General features: G+C 42.3%; 20 protein-coding genes. 17 read left to right on the top strand and 3 right to left on the bottom strand.

What is annotated here, in order from left to right; translation table 11 throughout:
- The first annotated feature begins 116 nt into the window (after positions 1-116).
- Genes PL9631_RS02870 through PL9631_RS02860 form a run of 3 tightly spaced genes read left to right on the top strand, consistent with a single transcriptional unit; the run spans position 117 to position 2,640 of the window.
- Positions 117-257: a hypothetical protein gene (locus PL9631_RS02870; protein WP_156090427.1), complete on the top strand. Its 141-nt coding sequence runs from the start codon at positions 117-119 to the stop codon at positions 255-257.
- Positions 257-850, top strand: coding sequence for a methyltransferase (locus tag PL9631_RS02865; protein ID WP_083616772.1), 594 nt, complete (start codon positions 257-259; stop codon positions 848-850). Before PL9631_RS02870 ends, PL9631_RS02865 begins: the two co-directional genes overlap by 1 nt.
- A gap of 32 nt (positions 851-882) precedes the next feature.
- Positions 883-2,640: a bifunctional 3'-5' exonuclease/DNA polymerase gene (locus PL9631_RS02860; RefSeq protein ID WP_083616770.1), complete on the top strand. Its 1,758-nt coding sequence runs from the start codon at positions 883-885 to the stop codon at positions 2,638-2,640.
- Positions 2,641-2,722: 82 nt separating this feature from the next.
- Here PL9631_RS02860 and PL9631_RS02855 read toward each other — a convergent pair whose 3' ends face one another.
- Positions 2,723-3,043 carry a hypothetical protein gene (locus PL9631_RS02855; protein ID WP_083616768.1) on the bottom strand — a complete coding sequence of 107 codons (321 nt, stop codon included), beginning with the start codon at positions 3,041-3,043 and terminating at the stop codon, positions 2,723-2,725.
- Between the two features lie 113 nt (positions 3,044-3,156).
- Between PL9631_RS02855 and PL9631_RS02850 the strand changes: the two genes are divergently transcribed.
- The 3 genes from PL9631_RS02850 to PL9631_RS02840 all read left to right on the top strand — a co-directional run bounded on the left by PL9631_RS02850 (position 3,157) and on the right by PL9631_RS02840 (position 4,011).
- Positions 3,157-3,540, top strand: coding sequence for a hypothetical protein (locus PL9631_RS02850; RefSeq protein WP_083616766.1), 384 nt, complete (start codon positions 3,157-3,159; stop codon positions 3,538-3,540).
- A gap of 68 nt (positions 3,541-3,608) precedes the next feature.
- On the top strand, positions 3,609-3,782 hold the full coding sequence (locus PL9631_RS02845; RefSeq protein WP_156090426.1) for a hypothetical protein: 174 nt from the start codon (positions 3,609-3,611) through the stop codon (positions 3,780-3,782).
- A 19-nt stretch (positions 3,783-3,801) separates the two neighbouring features.
- Entirely contained in the window at positions 3,802-4,011 is a 210-nt protein-coding gene (locus PL9631_RS02840; protein ID WP_083616764.1) for a hypothetical protein, read from the top strand.
- On the opposite strand, the gene PL9631_RS02835 is transcribed toward PL9631_RS02840, so the two are convergent.
- Positions 4,003-4,305, bottom strand: coding sequence for an HNH endonuclease (locus PL9631_RS02835; RefSeq protein ID WP_083616956.1), 303 nt, complete (start codon positions 4,303-4,305; stop codon positions 4,003-4,005). The genes PL9631_RS02840 and PL9631_RS02835 overlap by 9 nt on opposite strands.
- 122 nt (positions 4,306-4,427) lie before the next feature.
- Between PL9631_RS02835 and PL9631_RS02830 the strand changes: the two genes are divergently transcribed.
- The 4 genes from PL9631_RS02830 to PL9631_RS02815 all read left to right on the top strand — a co-directional run bounded on the left by PL9631_RS02830 (position 4,428) and on the right by PL9631_RS02815 (position 7,192).
- Positions 4,428-4,994 carry a hypothetical protein gene (locus PL9631_RS02830; RefSeq protein WP_231516623.1) on the top strand — a complete coding sequence of 189 codons (567 nt, stop codon included), beginning with the start codon at positions 4,428-4,430 and terminating at the stop codon, positions 4,992-4,994.
- A gap of 269 nt (positions 4,995-5,263) precedes the next feature.
- A complete protein-coding gene (locus PL9631_RS02825) occupies positions 5,264-6,370 on the top strand; it encodes a ParB N-terminal domain-containing protein (protein ID WP_083616762.1) in 1,107 nt (368 codons plus the stop codon).
- A 211-nt stretch (positions 6,371-6,581) separates the two neighbouring features.
- Positions 6,582-6,809, top strand: coding sequence for a type II toxin-antitoxin system Phd/YefM family antitoxin (locus PL9631_RS02820; RefSeq protein ID WP_083616760.1), 228 nt, complete (start codon positions 6,582-6,584; stop codon positions 6,807-6,809).
- Entirely contained in the window at positions 6,806-7,192 is a 387-nt protein-coding gene (locus PL9631_RS02815; RefSeq protein WP_083616758.1) for a type II toxin-antitoxin system VapC family toxin, read from the top strand. Before PL9631_RS02820 ends, PL9631_RS02815 begins: the two co-directional genes overlap by 4 nt.
- 220 nt (positions 7,193-7,412) lie before the next feature.
- On the opposite strand, the gene PL9631_RS02810 is transcribed toward PL9631_RS02815, so the two are convergent.
- Positions 7,413-7,784, bottom strand: coding sequence for a DUF4351 domain-containing protein (locus PL9631_RS02810; RefSeq protein WP_083616756.1), 372 nt, complete (start codon positions 7,782-7,784; stop codon positions 7,413-7,415).
- 96 nt (positions 7,785-7,880) lie between these two features.
- Here PL9631_RS02810 and PL9631_RS02805 point away from each other — a divergent pair, with 96 nt between their 5' ends.
- The 7 genes from PL9631_RS02805 to PL9631_RS02775 all read left to right on the top strand — a co-directional run bounded on the left by PL9631_RS02805 (position 7,881) and on the right by PL9631_RS02775 (position 23,521).
- Positions 7,881-9,275 (top strand): Uma2 family endonuclease, encoded by a 1,395-nt coding sequence (locus PL9631_RS02805; RefSeq protein WP_083616754.1) that lies wholly within the window; start codon positions 7,881-7,883, stop codon positions 9,273-9,275.
- A 119-nt stretch (positions 9,276-9,394) separates the two neighbouring features.
- Positions 9,395-10,369 carry a tyrosine-type recombinase/integrase gene (locus tag PL9631_RS02800; protein ID WP_083616752.1) on the top strand — a complete coding sequence of 325 codons (975 nt, stop codon included), beginning with the start codon at positions 9,395-9,397 and terminating at the stop codon, positions 10,367-10,369.
- A 351-nt stretch (positions 10,370-10,720) separates the two neighbouring features.
- A complete protein-coding gene (locus PL9631_RS02795) occupies positions 10,721-10,996 on the top strand; it encodes a CHAT domain-containing protein (protein WP_231516622.1) in 276 nt (91 codons plus the stop codon).
- 242 nt (positions 10,997-11,238) lie between these two features.
- Entirely contained in the window at positions 11,239-13,884 is a 2,646-nt protein-coding gene (locus PL9631_RS02790) for a CHAT domain-containing protein (protein WP_197046245.1), read from the top strand.
- A 2-nt stretch (positions 13,885-13,886) separates the two neighbouring features.
- Positions 13,887-17,132, top strand: a complete 3,246-nt coding sequence (locus tag PL9631_RS02785; RefSeq protein ID WP_083616951.1) for a CHAT domain-containing protein — start codon at positions 13,887-13,889, stop codon at positions 17,130-17,132.
- A gap of 2 nt (positions 17,133-17,134) precedes the next feature.
- The gene (locus PL9631_RS02780; RefSeq protein ID WP_083616746.1) at positions 17,135-20,557 is read left to right on the top strand and encodes a CHAT domain-containing protein; all 3,423 of its coding nucleotides are present in this window, start codon (positions 17,135-17,137) and stop codon (positions 20,555-20,557) included.
- 15 nt (positions 20,558-20,572) lie between these two features.
- Positions 20,573-23,521 (top strand): CHAT domain-containing tetratricopeptide repeat protein, encoded by a 2,949-nt coding sequence (locus PL9631_RS02775; protein ID WP_083616744.1) that lies wholly within the window; start codon positions 20,573-20,575, stop codon positions 23,519-23,521.
- Positions 23,522-23,538: the final 17 nt, after the last annotated feature.

Genomic DNA, 23,538 nt, shown 5'->3' with positions numbered 1-23,538 from the left:
GAAATTTATACCTTACTTTAACGACCCATATTGATTAGATCTTTCAGCCGATAGGAGTAATTAAAATCCCGCCTATCGGCGGATTCACAACGTAAAACCCTATTAGGAGTTGACTTGTGAACTATTCCCATCTCGTTTTAGTTGTAGATAAAGAAGTTAATCGCTGGCGACAACGGATATTTTGTCAGATTCATCAGTGTCGCAAAGAAACAACAAAATTTAAGTTATTACGAAATTGGCAGAAAAATATTGAATAATGGAAAATACATCTTTTGTGGAGACAATTCTATATCAGAAAGTTAAAGAAACTCCGCCTTATTCTTGGTTCCCGTCTTCTCCTCAACTGATTAAAATAATGCTGGAAGAAGCACAGATTACCCCAGGATTATATGGTTTAGAACCGACGGCAGGAGATGGAGTTTTGGCTGAAGCAATGGTTCAATCGGGTGCAATTGTAGATGTGATTGAAATTGACCTTCTATTGCGCCAGATTCTTTTTCAAAAAGGATTTAATTTAGTCGGGAGTGATTTCTTAACATCTCAACCTCAACGCCAATACAACCGGATTTTAATGAATCCTCCCTTTTCTACTTATAAAGTTCGGGGAATTGATTTAGATATGATTCAACGCGCTTATCATCTGTTTTTGGCATCTTCTGGTCGGTTGGTTAGCGTTGTCAGTAATTCAATGAATATCAAAAACGATGAGCGCTCGCAAACTTTCCGAGGATTTCTTAAACAAACGAAAGCCAACGTAATCAAACTCCCTTTAGAAATTTTTTGGGGTACTCTTCGTCCGGTTACAGTTGAAACGTATCTCATTGTAATTGATAAAGCTTCTGAAATCTAATTTTTTACCCTTTTCTTATCCACCACCTGCTTATGAACTATAACTTTATTACTAATGATGATCAGCTTAAAAAGGCTTTATTTCCTTTAATGAAAGCTCCTGTTCTGGCTATTGATACTGAAACAACAGGACTAGATCCATTCATAGATCGGATTTGCCTGATTCAAATTGCTGTTCCTCAACACCCGATTCTAATTATTGATTTAACTGCTATGGGAACGAGGGGGTGTCAACTTTTAAAAAAACTCCTCAATAGCCGTGCGCTGAAAATTTTCCAAAATGCTAAGTTTGATTGGAAAATGCTAGAAATGGCAAATCTTCGTCCATCAGGGCCTTTTTTTGATGTGATGTTAGCCAGTCAAGTATTACGTTCAGGACTCAAGAAAGATCATGATCTTCAATCTTTAGCTTGGGAATTTTTAAAGGTTAAACTTGATAAAAGTTTACAGTTTAGTAATTTTGGGGGTAAACTTTCAACGGCTCAGTTAGAATATGCAGCATTAGATGCGGCTGTATTACTGAAACTAAAAACTCGACTGCATTCTAAACTTCAAAATGCAGGATTATTAGAAACGGCTCAAATCGAGTTTGATGCGTTGCCCGCCGTTGCCCAAATGGAACTGAATGGAATGCGACTTGATGCAATAGCATGGCAGCAGGTAGGTTCTGAGTTAAAAGCTCAAGAACAGAGGGTATTAACTCAATTAATCAATGCGGGTTTAAAGCCAGCCCCTAGCCCCCAATTATCTCTATTTCCAGAATTAACAGAAACGCTTAATCCTCGTTCTACTTCCCAAGTTTTACAAGCTCTCCGTGCGCTTAATATTCCGGTTCAATCAACCCGTAAAAATGAATTAATTCCTAAAGCTCGTGAATATCCCATTCTACAATTTCTCCTCCACTATCGAAAGTTAGCATCTTTATGTTCTAACTTTGTAGAAGCTTTGCCTAAACATATTCATCCCAAAACAGGGAGAATTCACCCCAGTTATCGACAGTGTGGAGCGCGTTCAGGTCGCTTTAGTTGTCAACAACCTAATCTACAAAATATTCCCAGAAATTGTACTGCTCAAGGAATGCGAACCTGCTTTATTTGCGAACCAGGCTATCAAATTATTAAAGCAGATTATAGCCAAATTGAACTCAGAATTGTTGCTGAAATATCGAGCGATCGCCGGATGTTAAATGCTTATTCTAAAGGGGAGGATTTACACGCTTTAACGGCATCTTTAATTACAGGGAAATTGTTAGAACAGATTACGCCTGAAGATCGGCAAATTGCTAAATCTGTAAATTTTGGCTTAATTTATGGAATGGGGGCAGCTAAATTGCAAGCTTATGCTGAGGAAAAATATGATGTTTTGTTGACGTTGGAGGAAGCTAAACTTTTTAGAAAAAGGTTTTTTACGGCTTATCAAGGCGTTAAGAATTGGCATGAACAAGTGAGGAAAACGGTTTATGCTCAGGGACAAAGAGAGATTCGCACAATTGGCGGACGTCGAAGACGATGGGCCTCTAAACCCCGTCTGTGTGAGTTGCTCAATCATCCGATTCAGGGTACTTCAGCCGATTTGTTGAAAGTAGCGATCGCTCGTTTGTTTGAGGTTTTACCGGATACAGAAGCTAAGTTGATTGGTGTAGTCCATGATGAAATTCTCTTAGAATGTCCCCAACAAACCCTTAAAAAAACAACTCTTCTTCTTAAAAAAGTGATGATTGAGGCAGGGCAACAATATTTGCAGCAAGTTCCGATTGAAGTGGACGTGAAAACTGCCTTGAGTTGGGGTTAAGCATAGTAAAGATCTAAATTGGAAAAGGAACATGGTGGAAAATTTTCCACTATGTTTCCCACCCACAAAAATAGTCCCTCAATCATATTTTTCCGCAGGTTCCGGTTTCGTTAATTCCGTAGAGCATCAGTTGGCTTTTAGGACAGTAAATCTTCACTCTCCCGACTAAACGCTCCCAATTTGAATCTAGCAAATAATAACCGCTTTCAGGCTCAATGGCAACACACCAATTATAATGGGTTTCAAGCAAACGATTCCGAATTTTTTCAAAGTGTTTATAGCATCGTTGATCCAATTCTTTTTTTTCAGATTCCCTTCTGTTGATTTCTTCAGGTGTAAAGGAATCGAAATCAAAAATCCGAGACATAGCACGAGCAGTACGTTTGGCAACTAGAGGAGCCATATCGGTAACGAGTAAGATGTTGGGACAGGGACAGTTCTATTATAATTGTTATCTACCAATGAAACTCGTGTTCATTAAATCTCTTAAAAAATTATTAAGGAAATTTGGAACGAATGAAATTTTCAGACTTATCACAACAAACCCTAGAAAAAATAAACACTTTGCGCTGGGATAGAATTATTGAAAAGCATGAAGGCCCTGAAAGTTGGGAATCGGTTTTGCGCTGGCAGACCGTTGAAATTCTTGAAATTGAGGGTCGTTCAGTTCTTCTGCCTATAGATCAATCTCAGCATTACAATCTAACAATTTTAAGAACGATTTGGAGTGCAAATGGGAATTCGGTTACGCTCTTTCTAAAAGATACTACCTATTATGATGATTTTATGTCAGGATATTTAGCAATTTGTGATCAACTTAAAGAAGACAATTTATTTGTTGCTATCGTCTATCATGAATGGTTTATTATCGATAATAAAGAAGTGTTAGCCGGAGATTAACTCTCAATTACTTCGTTAACTATTGATTGTAATTCTGACTGATAACTCCTAGCTCCAGATTTAATCTTATGGCTCAAATTCTTCCTAAATTTACAATCAAACCGGGCTATCAACCTCAATCTCAAGATACAACACCAGAAGTTGATTTATTAGGATTCTGGCTATTAAAACAACGAACACCCGAACAGCGACTGTTGATGGGAAGCTCGATCAGGTGCAACAGTTTTTCTCGCCTCACCTGAAGATCTAATCCTTAATAAATTGTCTGGGCGAAAGTTTAACTCTTCCGAAAAACAATGGCGAGATGTATTGGGTATATTAAAAGTACAAGGAGACTCTTTAGATACAGTTTACCTCAATAACCAGGCTAAATCTCTGGATTTAGTTGAGGATTTAAACCGAGCTTTAATTGAAGCCGGACTTGAAGAAATAAGCGCCAAAACTTCAGTGTTCAATTCAGAATTAGGATAATTTTAAGTTAAGGGATAACTGCCCTGGGGAAATATTTCCTCGACTGCGACGATGACAAGCCAGATGGCAACTTGTACACAACGGAACCAAATTTTCTAAACGATTATCAGCCGGGTTATGATTCCAGTGATGGACTTGCAGTGTATAAGCTCGGCGACGTAATTTGATAGCATCTGATAAAGGTTCTCCAGGTTTTATACAGAATAAACCACATTTTTGACATTGCCAATTCGCTGCTTCTTTAACCGACCATGCTAGTTCCTTCCAATTTTCAGGATAACGCTCTGAAGCCATGAATAGATTGATTTGCTGAAAACCGAGTTTAATTTTAACACTGAATTGTCTAGCTTGCCAATGGGTCACCAACTGTAGTGTCAGTCAGCATTGACTGAAAAATGCTCTTCTCATCTTATTGATTGAGCAGACCACAATCAAAGGATTCCTATCAAACCGATTATGATCAAGATATCGATTTTAAACAATCCCCATCAATCATGCTGGACGTTAATCAAATACAATCCATCGCTCAATCTTATTCCCCTCAAGAACTCTTTGCCGCTTTGGTTTGGCAGCGTCGTTTTAATCAATTTGATGGTCAACAAGTGATTCATGACCTCTGCGTTCATCAAGGGTTATGGGCTAGTTTTCTATTTACCAAACCGATTTTTGCTCCCGATGAAGACGGTTTAAGCTTTGGCGGGTTGGTAGATACACTGCTGGCAATGGCTAATTATCGCCCTATGCCTGAAACCAGTATCATTCATTTTATTCCCTATCCAGCTGATACCCTTTATTTGCTCACCCAAAACCAAGACGTAACTGTATCAAAACTTTTGGACTTGGGTAAAAAATGGCAAGCCGATGTTGTAGAAGTTTGTGATGCTTCTGATCAACAATTAGAATGGCGGCTGAAAAAAGCACTCTGGAGTCCCGATTTTCCCAGTCGAACAGATGCCGTGATTATTTCCTATTGGTGGGATTAAAAGTTAACTTATTTATTTCAATACCCTGGACAGTTTTTGAGTAAAAGCCTAGAACCCTTATTCTACCGTTAGCGATGGGCTCCGCCCAGCCGAAGGCTATCGCCAACTGTCCGAAGTGCTGCTGTATAAGGAACCGGGACAAATTTAAACAACATAGTGGAAAATTTTCCACTATGTTCGGTTTGATTCATTTCGTTCAGTGAAGCGATCGCTTAAAATGGCGAGTATACTTAATCCCAAATCATTAAACTGTCAACGAACTATCCCACTTGTCCTCTCTACCCGATGCCCACTCCACTGTAACAACCGTAGACCCCAAAACCCTCAAACCCCATCCCCGCTACCTGAAAATCTATGGTCGGATGAACATCGAGGAATTGGTCGAACAAATTCAATTGTCCAATTGGATTAACCCCATTCTCATCACCCCAAAACAGATTATTGTTAGTGGTCATCGACGCTGGCAAGCTGCCCTACAATTAAAGTGGAGCGCCATTCCCGTTGAAATTCGAGCCTTTCCCAACCGACTCTGTGAACTCGAAGCCCTCCTGAGTGAAAATCTCGCCCGACCCAAAACCCGGGAACAAAAAGTTCGAGAAGCCAACTCTTGGAAAGAAATTGAATCGGCGCGCGCCAAACAACGGCAAGAAGCCGGACTTAAAATTGATGAACCCGACAACCTTATGGATATATTTTCAGAAGGTAGGAAGGGAACCACCCGTGATTTAGTTGCTGCTAAGGTGGGTTTGGGTTCGGGTGTCACTTATACTAAAGCGGCTAAAGTCGTGGCTCAGATTGATTGGGAAATCAAAGCCGGAAACGAAGAATGGGCTGATGCTTGGCGTTCAATTCTCAACACCGTTAGTATTCAAGCGGCTTATTCCTTACTGAAACTGCCTCGAAAACAACAAAAACAAATCTTAGATTTAATTGCTACAGGTCAAGCTCGGACTCCCAAAGAAGCTGCTCTACTGCTGGCCGAAGAAGCCAGTCTTGATGACCCCCGCTTATTTGTATCGGGGGACTTTGCCGTTGTCAACATTGACCCGAACCTAACCTTTGCTCCCTCGGACAATCGCTGGAATGGGTATTGGGGAAGGGTGGAAGGCACAGGAACTTCTGGGTTAATTGTGCTGAACTTGGGGAGTGAAATGCTGCAATTTTACAGTCGAGATTTAGTAGAAATTGATGAGCCAACAGAGGAATTTTTACAAGTTGCTTCAAAGGTATTACGACTCCGAAGTTTGGACTTAGATGAACTGGAAATCGCGTTGCTGGATGTGTTGCAACAGCGTGTAGAATTTACGCCTCGACAACTGCTGTATCTGGAATATTTGGAAAAAGTTTTAACGTTACCTCGGCTTTCCGTGTCTTAATTTCTCAACCCGTGTGAAAACAGCCTTCCCCAGAAGATGAAAGCTGTGTTGCTTGCGTAATAATAATTAGGGAGAGTTAGGTTAAGATAATACCCATTCTCTGACGCTTAGTTTTTCATCTACAAAGAGTGCGATGTTCTAGGATATTTTCTCGTGAACTTGCTTGCTGTGAAGTTATATTCAAGACATCGGGTTTTGGTAGAGAATATCAATGCACCAAGTTAACTTGAAAGAAGCTGAAACAAAACTAGCAGAATTGATTGAAGAAGCAGCAAGCGGAGAAGAAGTTGTAATCACACGCAGTGATGGGGCAGCTTTCCTAATTGTGCCGCTTGTTGGAGTGGGAGCTATCCCCAAATTCGGCAGTGCTAAGGGTAAGGTGATTATGTCGGATGATTTTGATGAGCCATTGGCAGATTTTGAGGAATACGCTCCATGAAAATCTTGCTTGACACTCATACGTTTTTATGGTTCATAGACGGTAGCCTTAATCTGAGTAATACAGCCAAAAAGTTGATCGAACAGCCAAGCAATCAAAGATTTTTGAGTATTGCCAGCTTATGGGAGATGTCTATCAAGATTAGTATCGGTAAACTACAACTGGGCATGACTATGACTGAGTTGGTCAAGCATCAGGTCTACGGTAATGCCATTGAGTTGCTGGAAATAAGACCAGAACATTTGGATGAGTTAGGCAAGCTACCTTTTCACCACAAAGACCCATTTGATCGCTTAATAATTTCTCAAAGTTTGGGAGAGAACATTTCTATAGTGACTAGAGATACCGTATTTGCAAGTTATCCTGTGCAATTAGTTTGGTAAAATGCTCTGACAATCAGCATTTTGGGTTATTCATACAGCAGATAAAAAGATTTTGCAAAGACGGTTATTACTATGTTTATTTGGATTAGGAACGAATACGGGTTTGAAACCCACATTCCGCAGATGANTTTTGGCGATTATCGGATTGATCTCGATACGATTCCACAAGCACTAGATGAAAAGTTAAATTTAGGCTTCTGAGTAATTTTGTTACACAACTTTACATCGTGATAAATTTTGCGCGTATCTTGTCTTTACCCCTACTTAAGTCTTCAAGTTGTTCAACCGATAGAGCCTCCACCTGGGATTGTATCTCTGGCGGTAGCCCATCTGCGAGCCAAGAAAAATCTTGTAATTTATGGTAGAGTTGATTAAGAATAATAGCCAGAGTCGCTTCTTTACGAACAGTAAGCCTCGTTTGAGTAATCAACGCTTTGATATCGGCATTGAAAGAAATCTCTTGGGCAGCAATACTCGCCTCTTCAACAATCCTATTGCCCAGACGAATATTATGGCAAGCATCCCACTCCGTTTCTGCCGTCAACTCGGTTTCATAATGGATAACAATCCAATAACGTTTCAAGTCACTCATATAACTTAACCATTTCAAGGGTTAATACTTTAAACTCTTTAAAAGTAAGGCTAGAACATCAGTACAAAAAATACTGGTATTCAAGGAGATGCGGCAATGACATCAAACCTGTTCAACGAATTTATCGACGCCGGCCCAGAAGCCAAACTAGAATTGATCGAATCCAAGCTAATCGTCGGTAATACCCTAGTTGGCAGCCGTCTGCTACTCAAACAAATTCTCACCGGATGGGGAGCGCGGGCCGCCATAGCCCTAGCCCCCATACAACAATGGCTAGAAGCTCTCCATCTTACCTATAACGCGCCCATTCCAGACAGTACAGAAGCCATCACCACCACCTTACAAACCTGGGCAGCCAGTTTCCACTACCAACCCGAAGACCTGCTACCCGGCTTTAGAGGAGAAGAAAACCATCACAATCCCATCCGCAGTTATATCAGCCACTCCTTGTGGGAAATCGCAGAAAGACTAGGAGGACAATCATTCAGCCGCGATTTTGTCATGCGCCTAGGCAACAATGGCTTCACCCCAGACATCCTATTATTTTTAGGGCCACCGCGCAACACACTCAGAGAATACTACCTGGAAGGGCCAGCCGAAATTGTCATCGAAGTGCTGCGACCCGGACATGAATACGCAGACCGCATCATCAAACGAGACTATTACGCAGCAGGTGGAGTGCCAGAGTACGTTATTCTCAATCCGGCCCAAAAGGAAATCGAATTTTGGCGCTTATTCAACGGAAAATACGAGCGAATGGCTCCTGACCCATCAGGATGCTACCGACCGCAAAGCGTACCTGGGTTAGTTTTTGCCCCCAACAATTTGTGGAGAGAAGATGAAGACTGGTATAGCTGGCCCCAAGACCCTCCCATTGTTTATATTGAAGACACACAGCCAGAAGGTCGAAGACTGCGAGCGGTAGAGAATGGTTTAGGCTGGGGATGTTTACCATTTAATCCCCAATTGCAGTTAGAGCCAGTACCGATTTCTTTTGAACAATACATTGCTTGGTCTCCAGAAGCCAAGTTTGAGTTCTGGGATGGGAAACCTCAAATTGGCGGTAAAGAAGGCATTCGCAATTTGATAGGGATGTTATTGATGACATGCGGTTTAGCAGATGCTTTAAAGGTCTTGCCACCCGTTGAGTGGGTAACCGCGTTATTAGAAACAGAAACTCTAAGCTGGCAAGATGCCCAACGAAAAGCAGTTTGGTGGGATTTGGCTCGTCAAGCAGCTACCCTATTGCGTTCTAAATATGGCATAACTCGCTTGGGAGTCATTGGAGATTTGGTCAAACCTGAACCCTTAAATTTTTGGTCTGAAATTACGCTGGTTGTTTGGGATTTACCCGGGAGGAAAGATTACGAGATTTACCAGGATTTGTCTAATTTGAGCAAGGAACCTGAGATTAACTTTATTGAGGCAGATAGCAAGTATGCTACGCTGGCTCAACAGCAGGCGATTTCTCAATCCGTGGTTGAGATTTAGTTCCCGTCGATTTCTGGTGTAAGTGTTTGACCAGGAAATTGGGATAAAATCAAACCTAAATCCTATTTTTGTATTCCTCTACTTTATCTCAATCGCACTCCGCACTCTTGATAGCCGCTATGAACACCCTCCCGTCTAATTCTGCTGTTGAAATTGTTCCAGCTTCTGTTGTTGGGACATTAGCTGAACGTAATGTGATGGAGGATTTATTAGCTACCAAGCGTTCTGAGAATACCCGGAAGGCTTATAATCGCGATTTGAAGGATTTCTTTTGGACAATTGCTCATCAAGAACCCACCGCCGAGTTAGTGATTGAGTTTTTACAGTTATCCAAGGAACAAGCTTTAAGTTTGGTATTAGGTTATAAGCAACAATTGTTATCTAAAAAGTTATCAGAAGCAACAATAAATCGACGTTTAGCTGCGATTAAAGCGTTGGTTACATTCGCTTATCGGATTGGACAATGTGCTTGGACACTAGCCGAATTAAAGGGAGAGAAGGTTAAGACTTATCGGGATACCACAGGAATTCCCCCGGTGGCGTTTAAGAGGATGTTGCAAATTCCCAATCGTCGCATACTGAAGGGCAAACGAGATTATGCGTTATTAAGGTTGTTATGGGATAATGTCCTACGGCGGGAGGAGTTGTGCCAAGCCAATCTTGAGGATTTGGATTTGGAGGGGAAGACACTGAAGATTTTGGGGAAGGGGAAGGGAACTCAGAAGGAAACGGTAACGTTATCAAAGCCGACGGTGGAAGCTCTACAAGATTGGTTGGTAGCTAGACGAGAATTAAAACGGTCTAAACCTTTGTTTATTGCCTTGGATAGAGCGAGTTATGGACATCGGCTGACGGGGACGGGGGTTTATAAGATTGTTAGTCAAATTGCTAGGGAAGCGGGGATTAATAAACCGTTATCGCCTCATCGGATTCGTCATTCGGGGATAACGGCGGCATTGGAAGCAACGAATGGGGATGTGCGAAAGGTGCAGAAGTTGAGCCGCCATTCAGATTTGAATACGTTGATGATTTATGACGATAATCGTAAAAATCAACAGGGGGAAGTCACGGATTTGTTGGCGGATTTGGTGTAATTGATTATTTAATAATTTGGCCATTTTAGCTTAATCAGTTGTTCAGCGTTTGTTTATGAATCTGCCATAAAAGCGAATGTCTGCATCTATCCCTCTTCTGTCACTCTCCGAAAAATCTTGCATTTTTGAGTCCTAGAGCGTAGACACAGTAAGTGATCACGCTATTTTTTCCGAGTAGCAGTTCCTGAGAGTGCGAAATTGGCTAAAATGCGATCGCCCTATCCCAGATAGTTGACTATAACGTGGCTTTGGAAATTACTAATCATAGGAAAAACCGGAGAGTGACAGAAGAGGGATATAGGTCTGCCTAATGGCTTTTTATATGCAGGAAGCCCCAATATTGTCAGCAGTTTGTGGACAGTAGATGACAAATCAACAGCATTTTTGATGATTCGGTTTTATCAAAATTTGCATCAGGGTTTATCGGTAGCCCTTTCACTGAATCAAGCTCAAATTTGGCTGCGGAATATAACAAAACTAGAATTAGAGAGATGGATTGAGGAAGATCGGCTATTGCTCGATCGGACGCAGAAAATAAATCTCAAGCCCCAGGTGAAGCTAATGCCAGATGAAGCTAAACCTTTTAAATCGCCGTTTTATTGGGCAGCGTTTTGCGCCATAGGTTAGTTATGAACTCTAAAATTCCCTCTAATCCCGAAGTTTATCTCGACTTTCTCCAGTTGATTCTCAAAACTGTAGGACAAAGCGATCGCAATCCCCAGCTCGTCTACTCTCTGTTGCAAGCTAATCTGGATAAACTGGATGAGTTTCTAGCACACATCTTGCAAGCTTGGGCTTTGTCAACCTTGCCTCAAGCAGAGCCAGAGATTGCCAGAGCTATTACTGAAGTAATCGTCAGCTTTTGTATCTTGCTTAGGCAGTTTCCGCTAGGTGACAAAGCCAGCCATCTAGAAATTATTATTACCGGACACGAAATTGCGAGTAATGTCTTTACCCGCAGGGAATTTCCTCGCGATTGGGGAATTGCTCAAAACAATCTGGGTAACGCCTACCTTTACCGCATTAGCGGCGATCGCGCTGAAAATTTAGAGATGGCGCTCGCTTACTTTCGTAGGGCGTTGCAAGTCCGCACTCCAGAGGCTTTTCCTACAAGTTGGGCAATTACTCAAAACAATTTAGGCGAAGCTTACCGCAATCGTATTCTAGGCGACCCCGCAGAAAACCTGGAAGTGGCGATCGCGGCTTTCCAATCTGCGTTGCAAGTCTTTACTTTAGAGGAATTTCCCCTGGATTGGGCAACCGCTCAAAATAATTTGGGAAATGCCTATCGCAACCGCATCTTAGGCAACCTGGAAGAAAACCTTGATCGAGCAATACAATGCTTCCAGCACGCCTTACAGGTTTTTACCCTAGAAACCGGGCCTCAAGATTGGGCGATGGTTCAAAATAATCTGGGAAATGCTTACCTCTACGGCGTTCGCGAACATCACACCCAAGACTTATCAAAAGCAATTCATTGCTACGAACGAGCTTTAACTGTGTACACCGAAGAGGACTTTCCTTTGGGTTGGGCGCTTGCCTATAACAATCTAGGCATTGCCTATCTCTGTAACTCCGAAGGGAATTTAACTGAGAACCTAGAGCAAGCCATCCATTGTTTTCAACAAGCACTGCGAGTTCGCACTCTAGAAGCATCTCCCAAAGACTGGGCCATGACTCAAAATAATCTGGGGGCGGCTTATCGAGATTTGGGTAAGGTTGATGAGGCAATTCACTGTTTTGGGCAAGTTCTAGAAGTTTATCAGCCTGGTGATTTTCCGGTTGATTGTTTGACAGCGGGGCGTAATTTGGGCAATTTAGCGTTTAGGGCGAACCGATGGCAGGAAGCGATCGCAGGTTATAGTGCTGCTATTGAGGCTGTAGAACAAAGCCGCAGTTGGGCGAATAGCGACAAGCGCAGGCAGGAAATTTTGTCGGCGGCGATCGATGTCTATGCCAAGATGGTGCAAGCGTGCATCAATACCGACCAAAGCGATCGGGCTTTGGAATATGTCGAACGCAGCAAAGCCCGCAATTTAGTTGAACTTCTAGCTGCACGCGAGCTTTATCCTAGAGGTAACGTTCCGCAAACAGTCATCGAGGAATTGGAGTGGCTGCGCCGAGAGATTGTTACGGAACAACGCCGGATTGAAATGCGATCAGGAGTCGGTGAGATAGCCAATCTGGAGACGTTACCCGCTCTAGCTGCGTTTCAGGAGTCTCGCACCTACCTGAACCAACTCCAACAACAACTGGACGAATTGATTCGGCAGGACATCCAACCCTACGACTCCACCTTCAGCCTGACTCAAAGAGTTGAACCTGTCACCTTTCAGCAAGTACGAGATTTGCTCCCCAATTCCCAAACGGCAATAATTGAGTGGTATATTGCTGAGGAAACATTTTTTGCTTTTATTGTTGCGCCGCACAGTCAAACTCCCTTCGTCTGGCAGTCATCCTCCCAAGACTATCAAGCACTAATGGGGTGGATTAGCATCTATCTTACGACATACTACGATAACAAGCAGCAGTGGCAAAGCACTCTAATTGAGCAACTTCAGCAACTTGCTACCATCCTGCACCTGGACTATCTCCTCTCTGTTATCCCCTCAGGCTGTTCTCAACTGATTCTCATTCCCCACCGATTTTTGCACCTGTTTCCGCTTCATGCCTTGCCTTTGGGTAAGGGGCGATCGCAACTGCCAGGGACGCAACTTTCTGATACTCTCTGCTTGCTAGATAAGTTTCCCGGCGGCGTGCGCTATGCTCCCAGTTGTCAGCTATTGCAGTTAACTCAAAGCTGGAACCGCACCAACTTCAGCCATCTGTTTGGGGTGCAAAACCCAACTTTGGATTTGACATACAGCGATATCGAGATGGCAATTGTCCGACAGGTTTTTCATCCCCACGCGGAGATTTTGGTGAAAGCAGAGGCGCGCAAAGAGGCGATCGGCAACCAGCGTTTGCAAGCTGCTCATTGCGTCCACTTTGCCTGTCACGGCATTTTCGATCTAGAATCTCCTCTACGCTCTGCCCTGGTGCTGGCGGGTGTCGATCTGAAGGTTCTTGAGTTGGAACGTTGTCTGACGCTGGGGGAAATTTTTGGACTAAATCTGAGTCAGTGCCGTTTGGTCGCGCTTTCGGCTTGCGAGACAGGTTTGACCGATCCGACTTCCCTCAGCGATGAGTACATTGGTTTACCCAGCGGGTTTCTGTATGCAGGAAGTCCCAGCGTCGTCAGTTCGCTGTGGACGATTAGCGATATATCTACGGCATTCTTGGTAGCCAAGTTTTACCAGAATTTGCAACAGGGGTCATCTGTGGCAGTAGCACTCAATCAGGCTCAACGCTGGTTGCGAGATGCTACTGGCGATGAGTTACAACAGTGGATGGAGGAACAACAGTTGCCCTTGGCTCCAACGCTGAAGATTTCGCTGTCACGACGGTTCCGGCAGAATCGACAGCCGTTTCAGTCTCCTTTTTATTGGGCAGCATTTTGTGCTGTAGGTCAATGATTATGGATGAACAACGCCAAGAAGCCTATCTAAAACTAATCCCAAAACTTATAAATTGTTCGGGTGAGAAGAGGACAGAGATTTTAAAAGAAAATCTAGATTTAGTCGATCCTGGATTAATAGAAACAATAAAGCAAGTTGCCGAAGTATTGACAAATAAAGAGGACAAATATACAGCCAATATTTTGCTGAATTTAGCAAACCAACTAACAAAGGTAGTAGGCTCTCCATCATCAATCCTTACCCTTTCTTCACAAGTCACCAACCCTTACTCTCAACAAATAGAATTTGTCCTAGAAGCATTGGCGATAACCAACGAGAGTAACGTTAATTCGCAATTACTTTATCGGTTTTTTACAGCTAATTTAGACCAGTTAAATGAGCAATTAATCGATATATTGCCACGGATTATGACGGATATATTAGAGAATATTGATAATATTAATGAAAGAATATATTTAGCAAGAGATTTGGGGAATTTCAGTACCTTGATTCGGGAATTCCCTGTGGGCAATATAGCTTTAAATTTAGAAATTGCTATTATTGGTTATACAATTGCTTTCACTGTTTTTTCCTACGAAAAATTTCCAGATTTGTGGGCAACGTTACAAAATAATCTTGGCAATGCTTATCTGAATCGCATTAGAGATAAAACAGCAAATAACATAGAACAAGCTATCAAGTGTTACTACCAAGCTTTGCACGTACACACTTATGAAATCTTCCCAAACGAATGGGCAATGACTCAAACTAATCTCGGTAACGCATACTTGAAGCGTATTCAAGGTAAAAAGGCAAAAAATATAGAACAAGCATTACATTACTATCATCAAGCTTTAGCTGTTTACAAAGTAGAAAGTTTTCCGCAAGAATGGGCAGGTATTCATAATCATCTTGGTATTGCTTATAGCGAGCGGATATTGGGAGATAAAGCAGATAATTTAGAAAAAGCTATCAATCACTATTGCCAAGCCTTATTAATTTACAACTGTAAAGATTTCCCTCAAGAATGGGCTATGACCAAAAACAATCTTGGTATTGCTTATTTTGACCGTATTTTGCATAATCAGGCAGAAAATTTAGAAAAAGCTATCGATTGTCATCATAAAGCTTTAGCAGTTTATACGCGCGAAGCTTTTCCGCAGAAGTGGGCAAGCGTAAAAAACCATCTTGGCAATAGTTATAGTAAGCGAATATTGGGAAACAGAACAGATAATTTAGAACAAGCTATTAACCACTACCACCAGACATTATCTTTACACAAATACCAAAAAATTTCCGACGAGCAATGGGCGATGATTCACAATAATCTTGGGCTACTATATTTTTATAGTAGTTATAATGCAGAAAGATTAAAACGATCTATTAGCCACTATTATCAAGCGTTAAAAGTATACAAGATCGACACTTTTCCTGAAAAATGGGCAAGAATTCAAAATCATTTGGGTATCGCTTATAAAGCTTTCAGCAAAGTTCAATATAATTCGGCTCGGTTATCTTTTATCAATAAATCTATTAAATGCTGTCAGAAAGCTTTACAGATATACACTTCTAATGCTTTTCCTCAAGACTATATTGGAACCGAATTAAACTTGGGCTTGATTTATCAAGAAGCTAATCAATTGCAATTAGCTCATGGTAGCTTTAAGTTAGCCATTAATGCCGTAGAATCCCTACGAGGTGAGATACTTTCTGGTGATGAAGCCAGAAGGAAGCTAGCTGAACAGTGGAATGAACTTTATCGTAGGATAGCACTAGTTTGTCTCCAGTTAGATAAGTCTGTTGAAGCTATTGAATATGCCGAGCGCAGCAAAACTCGCAACCTGGTGGAACTTATCCTCACCCGCGATCGCCACACTATTTTCCCAGCAGAAGTAGTCGCTCAACTAGATCGACTTCGAGATGAAATTGCCAGTGGTCAATACGAACTTCAAAATGCCACAGCAGAAGATCCAACTGCATTAGCCCAACATCTCCAACAGCTTCGACAGCAGCGCAACGAATTACAAGATCGATATCTGCCCATCGGTTCTGGGTTTCAGTTTGAGCAATTTCGATCGACTTTGAGCGATCGCACTGCAATTGTTGAGTTTTACATTACAACCGATAAGCTACTCGTTTTCATTATTACCAAGCAAACCCAACAACCAATTGTTTTATCACCAGATTTGATAGACCTGAACAAATTAGCAAATTGGGCAAACAGCTATCTGAAAGCCTATAGTAACAAAAAATCTCACTGGCAGCGTCGTTTAACTACCCGCCTACATCTGTTGGCAAAAATTCTGCACATTGATGAAATTCTTCAACGAATTCCAACAGAATGCGACAAATTAATTCTAATTCCCCATCGCTACTTACATTTGCTGCCACTTCATGCTTTACCACTGGCGGGAGGCTCCAGTCTTTTTGATAAATTTCTTGGAGGAGTCAGCTATGCTCCTAGCTGCCAACTGCTGCAACTCGCTCAAAACCGACAACGCCCCGACTTTACTCGTCTATTTGCCGTTCAGAATCCCACAGGCGACCTCTCTTATACCGATATTGAAGTTGAAACCATTCAACGCTATTTCAACACCAGCAATCTTCTCAAACAAAACATAGCAACTAAAGAAGCTATTGATGATGCTTCTCTTACTGCTGTCCATTGCGCCCACTTTAGTTGTCACGGCTACTTTAACGGAAGCGAACCTCGTAAATCTGCCCTTATTCTAGCTAATGCCGAGCTAAATTCGGCACCGACACAACCCGATACAGAAAACTATCTCAGTTTGGAAAATGGTGGCGTACTTGACCTCAACAAGTGTCTGACTTTAGATAGCGTTTTTACCTTGAATCTAGAACAATGTCGCCTCGTCACTCTATCTGCTTGTGAAACTGGATTAATTGATTTTCGGAATACCAGCGATGAATATATTGGCTTGCCCAGTGGTTTCCTTTATGCAGGTGCTTCTAGTGTTGTTAGTTCCCTCTGGACAGTGAATGACTTATCCACTGCCTTTTTGATGATTCGATTTTATCAGAATCTACAAAAGGGTTTGGCTGTGGGTTTGGCGCTCAATCAAGCTCAACTCTGGTTAAAGAATTTGACTAAGGGGGATTTGGAAAAATGGATTGAAGAAAATCAGTTACAATTGAAACCAGCGGTTAGGATAGGTCTGCGTCGTCGTCTTTATAAGTTAGAGGATGATGCGAAACCATTTCAGGAAACTTTTCACTGGGCAGGATTTAACACTATTGGTCAGTGATTATGGATGAACAACGCCAAAATGCTTATATCACGTTAATCCATCTGCTGCTAAGTTGCTCTAATAGCGATGAGGAGCTAGAGCTTTTAAAAATTAATACAGATTTACTTGATACAGGCTTAATAGAAGTCATGGAACAGACGGCAGCAATCATGGTAGCAGAAGGCAAGTTGGAAGGTGCTAATTATTTGAAAACTGTTGCTGCTAAACTCGCTGCTTCCCTTGCTAGTTTGTCTTCGTCAGTGCTTCCTAAAGATGAACAACGTCTAAATGCTTATATGAATTTGATTAATTTAGTGTTGAGATGCCCTACTGGTGAAGAACAGAAGATTTTGAATTCACACTCAGACTTAATTGATTCAGGCTTAGTAGAAATGATCCTACAGGTCGCTATGATAATGGGAAAACAGGGCAACCAAAGAGCGGCTCAGTTTTTAAAAAGTACAGCCGTTAAAGTCGAACAACGTATCAAGGCATATCTTAAGCTTATAGAGTTACTTTTAAATTGTCCTCAAGGTCAAGAATTAACACTTCTGAACAATAACTCACATTTGCTAGACGCTGGATGGGTACAGATGTTAGAAAAAGTGGGTACACAACTAGCGAAACAGGGAGATCGGAATGCTGCTGAATTTTTGATTCACGTTGCCCGTCAGCGACGATTTACTTTAGGCATATCTTCAAATATTACGCATAATATCACAGATTCTGAATACCGCTTTTTCTTGTTGCACCTTTTACAAATAACCCAAGATACAAGGGGAAATCGACAAGCAGTGTACGAATTACTTTCTGCAAACCTAGATAAACTAGACTCTAATTTAGCTAGAGTTTTACGCGGTTTGGTAACAGCAAAACTGTCTGAAGCGAAACCAGATGAAGCACGAAGCATAGCAGCAGTCACTGCTGAGTTCAGCACCCTAATTGCACAGTTTCCGCTAGGTATCCCAGCCTATAATGTGGAAATTGCTGTTACAGGATTAGAGATTTCTGCAACGGTTTTTACTCGCACAGATTGTCCAGATGAGTGGGCAGTCACTCAAATGAATTTGGGTAATGCATATCTTTATCGGCTTACAGACGATAAGGCTGACAATCTGGAGCGAGCAATTGTAGCTTATAAAGCCGCAATAGAAGTTTATACTTTAAAAGCATTTCCTGAACAATGGGCTACCATTAAAAACAATTTAGGAAACGCTTATTGCCAACGAATTTACGGCAATAAAGCCGAAAATATTGACAAGGCGATTGCAGCTTATGAAGAAGCAATAAAGTTCTACGATATTGAAAGATTTCCCGAACGTTCAGCAGGTATTCACCTAAATTTAGGTAATGCTTATCAGTACCGAATTAAAGGTAATCAAGAAGAAAACTTTGATAAGGCAATCGTAGCCTACCAAGCTGCCTTACAGGTTTACACGCTCCAAGCATTTCCTGAACAATGGGCTACAATCCATAATAATTTAGGTAATATCTATTGCAAGTGTATTCGTGGCAATCGCGCAGATAACCTAGATAAGGCAATAACAGCTTATGAAGTTGCAATGCAAGTCCGCACCCGCAAAGCGTTTCCAGAAAAGTGGGCAGATACCCAAAATAATCTTGGACTTGCCCACTTCTACAAGGGACAAATTGACAAGGCAAGTCAATGTTACTTATTAGTCCTGAAGGTTCTTACACCCACAGCTTTTCCCGATCAGTGCCTCCAGGCTGCACGCAATTTAGGTAGCATCGCCTTCGCAAGTGGGCGGTGGCCAGAGGCCAAAGAAGGATATCGCGTTGCTATTGAAGCAGTAGAACAGAAACGCATTTGGGCAAGTACCGATCTAGGGCGTCAAGTTATTCTTTCAGAAACCATTAGTCTTTACCGCAATATGGTGCAAGCCTGCATCAATAATAACCAGCCAGACACAGCCATTGAATACGTTGAGCGCAGCAAAGCCCGAAATCTGGTTGAACTTCTCGTCAATCGTGATATCTACCCTAAAGGCAATATTCCTGAAACTGTAGTCAACGAACTGAAGCGATTGCGTCGAGAAGTTGTAGCAGAGCAACGTCGCCTAGATATAACCGAGCAGAACCGTTCAGGCGGCATAATTTCTGGTACTGGTGAACCGATGCTGGATTCAGCAGCTTTGCTCAAAAACCGCGATCGCTTAAATCAATTGCTTCAACAACTAGATAATTTGATTACCACCGAAATCGATCCTATAGACCCCAACTTTAGAGCTACACAACAAGTTAAACCCATCTCCTCTAACGAGATTCAAAACCTTGTAGATGATCGTACTACTATTGTTGAGTGGTATATCACCGATGAGAACTTCCACACTTTCATCATCACTCACCAATCTCAGCATCCCAAAGTCTGGTCATCTTCTACTGAGGAACGACAAGCTTTCTGGGATTGGCAAGATGAATATTTGCAAGATTATCAGCAAAACCGAGAGCAATGGATTGAGAAACTTTTAGAACGCCTTTACCGCCTCTCGGAAATCCTACATATTGATGACATTATTAATAATCTCCCAAGTAACTGCAACCAAATCATTTTAATTCCCCATCGCTTTTTGCACCTGATTCCCCTCCATGCTTTACCTTTATCTAAAGGGGGCTGCCTTTTAGACCGCTTCCCCAGAGGTGTGCGTTATGCCCCCTCCTGTCAGCTACTGCAACTCACTCAAAACCAAGAGCGGACTAATTTCGATCGCCTCTTGGCTATTCAAAATCCCACTCAAGATTTAGGCTATACGAGTGTTGAAGTCGGAATTATTCAGCATTACTTCTCTCGGGCTGATATTTTTGTTGAGGATGCTGCCAAAAAAGCCGCCCTTGTAGAAGTAAAGATTAAAGATAATGATACGAGAGAGGTAGTCCAAAACTCCCAACTCAGTTTAGCAAACTGCATTCATTTTTCCTGTCATGGCGAGTTTAATTTTGAATCTCCTCTAGACTCAGCGCTGTTATTAGCAGAAGGGGAACGTCTTACTCTTGGAGAAATTTTTGACCTTGACCTTTCCCAATGTCGTCTGGTTACTCTTTCTGCCTGCGAAACAGGTCTAACTAATTACAAAATTCTCAGCGATGAATACGTTGGAATTCCCAGTAGCTTTCTCTATGCAGGAAGTCCCAGTGTTGTCAGCAGTTTATGGACAGTTCAAAATGTATCAACAGCTTTTTTAATGATTAAATTTTATCAAAATATTTCGGCGTGTAAGAAGGTAGCGATCGCCCTCAATCAGGCTCAAGTCTGGCTGCGAAACCTTACCAAAAAGGAATTAAAAGAATGGCTCTCAGAAAATAAAATCTCTCTAGATGCAACTCTCAACATGAGTTTGCGTCGCAGATTACATAAAATGCCAGATAACGAGCAACCCTTTAAATCGCCCTTTCACTGGGCAGCCTTCTGCGCGATAGGACAGTAATTTATAGAGGAATAAATGCCTGACACTATGAACCAGCTATCGCCGTCAAATTCTGTTGACTCTGAAGCCGATAAACTTTTTAATCAAGGAATTCAGCACTTTCAGGTAGGTCAATTTCAAGATGCCTCACACTGCTGGCAACAAGCTTTGACACTTTATCGACAACTCGGAAATCATCAAGGAGAAGCTCAATGTCTAGGAAATCTAGGTAACAGTTTCTACTTACAGGGAAATTATGAGCAAGCTATTGAATACCACGAGCAAGACATGACTCTTGCACGGGAAATAGGAGATCGCGAAGGAGAAGCCTACTCTCTAAACAATTTGGGTAGAGCTTACGAATCCCAATGGAAATACCAGCAGGCTATTGAATATTACGAACAATCCCTACTCGCTGCACGAGAAATAGGCAATTGGCAAGTAGAAGCGACTGTACTGAATAATTTAGGCAACACTTACAATTTTCAAGGAAAATACCAAGAAGCTATTGAAAGTCACAGACAGTTCCTAGTAATTGCACGGAAGGTAAATGATTCCCGTTGGGAAATCACTGCCCTGAACAGTTTAGGAACCGCTTATGATTCTTTAGGAAAGTACCAGCAGGCTATTGAAATGTATGATGAGTCACTGGTCATTGCAAGAAATATAGATGATCGCCTTGGGCAAGCCTACTCTCTACATAATCTAGCCAGTGCTTACTTTTCTCAGGGTAAGTACCAACAAGCCATCGAAAAGTATGAAGAATCATTAGTGATTAAACGAGGAAGAGGCGATCGCGGTGGGGAAGCGCGTACTCTGGGCAGCCTGGGTTTGGTTTACCACTGTGTGGGAAAATACCAGCAGGCAATTGATTACCACGACGAGAACCTAACTATTTCACGAGCAGTTGGCGATCGCCTTGGGGAAGCCAGCGCACTCGGAAATCTGGGCTTAACTTATCGTTCCCTGGGGCAGTATGGGCGAGCAATTAGAAATTATGAACAGCAATTGTTGATTGCACGAGAAATAGGCGATCGCCTTGGTGAAGTAACTTCCCTGGGAAATATGAGTTCGACTTATCAAGCCCAAAGCCAATATCAGGAGGCTATTACTAAGCTTGGTGAGGCGCTCACCATTGCACGACAGATAGGCTATCGTTCGGGGGAAGGTGCTTGTCTAGACAATCTGGGAAACATATACTACAGCCAAGGTCAACACCAACAGGCTATTGAGAACCACGAACAATCCCTCGCTATTACTAGGGAGATCGGAGATCGCCGTGCAGAAGCTAGTTGTCTGGGTCATCTAGGCTTAAATTACTACGCTTTAACGCAATACCAGCAAGCTATTCAAAATTACGAACAGCAATTGGTCATCGCACGAGAAATAGGCGATCGCTTTGGAGAGGGTGCATCTCTAAATAATTTAGGAGCAGTTTTTTGGGAATCTGGTCAGCTAACTGAAGCCGAGACAAACCTACGCAAGACAATAGAAATTTGGGAATCTATACGGACAAACTTAGGTAACAATGACACCCATAAAGTATCAATTTTTGATACACAGACAGCCGCTTACCGCCTACTGCAAAACGTTCTAGTGGCACAAAATAAACCCTTAGCTGCTTTGGAAATCGCCGAGCGCGGTCGTGCACGGGCATTTGTAGAATTACTGGAGAAACGTCTCTCCACAAAAGGGCAGCAAATGACTTTTACAGCGCCTCCCCCATCCATTACCCAAATTCAACGAATTGCCCAATCGCACAATGCAACTGTGGTTGAATATTCGCTGGTTTTCGAGCAAGAGATCTATATTTGGGTAATCCGTCCCAGTGGCGAAATTATATTTTGTTCAGTTGACCTTAAACTGCTAGGACAACAACCAGACGGCTCTTCCACTATTGCATTTGGCTCAGCTTTGTTCAACCTAGTTCTCCAAGCCCGTAAATTTCTCGGCATCGAAGACAACCTGCGCGATGGTATAACAGGTAGCAGTTTTAAAGCTATTTCTTCCGCCAGCAATATCTCTGAGCCTTTACGACAGTTACATCAATACTTAATTGAGCCGATTGCTCGCCTCCTGCCTACTCAACCCAATGAGTCTATAATTTTTATTCCCCAAGAAGCTCTATTTTTGGTTCCTTTTCCAGCGCTGCAAGATGCCACGGGCAAATACTTAGTCGAACAACATAGGATTTTAACGGCTCCATCTATCCAAGTTTTAGACTCGATTTGTCAACAGGGAAAAGCCCAATCTGCTGAAAATTACTTCGATGCTCTTGTAGTCGGTAATCCGACTATGCCAACAATTCACTTAACTGAACCACCAGTAAAATTGTTAGAGCTACCTTGGTCGGAAACTGAAGCAAAAGCGATCGCTCCCCTCCTGCAAACCCAACCCATCACGGGTGCAGCCGCCACAAAAGTTAAAATTCTAGAGCAGATGCAAAAGGCACGGCTGATTCATCTGGCTACTCACGGGCTATTAGATGATATCCGGCAGCTAGGCGTACCGGGGGCGATTGCCCTTGCTCCCAGCGATGGAGACAATGGCTTCCTCACGGCTGGCGAAATTTATAATATGAAGCTAAATGCTGAACTGGTTGTGTTGAGCGCCTGTAGTACCGGACAGGGTAAAATTACGGGGGATGGGGTGATTGGGCTGTCCCGCTGTCTGATTGCGGCAGGAGTCAAGAGTGTAATTGTGTCTCTGTGGTCAGTAGGCGACTTGTCTACAGCCTTCTTAATGGTGAAGTTCTACCAAATTTTCCAACAAGGAGTAGCCGCTAGCATTGCTCTCAACGAGGCTCAACGTTGGCTACTGGGAGTTACAAAAATGGAACTGGAAGACTGGATAGAAGCTAATCGCAGTTTCTTGAATCCTACTTTGAGAATGGGCTTGCGCCGCCGGTTGCATCAACTGGATGATAACTCCAAACCCTTTCAACATCCCCGTCATTGGGCAGCATTTAGCGCTATTGGTCAGTGATGAAGAAAGCTGGATAA

This window comes from Planktothrix paucivesiculata PCC 9631 (assembly GCF_900009265.2).
Taxonomy (GTDB): domain Bacteria; phylum Cyanobacteriota; class Cyanobacteriia; order Cyanobacteriales; family Microcoleaceae; genus Planktothrix; species Planktothrix paucivesiculata.
Note: the sequence above shows the minus strand (reverse complement) of the source record. Positions and strands in the feature narration are given on the sequence as shown.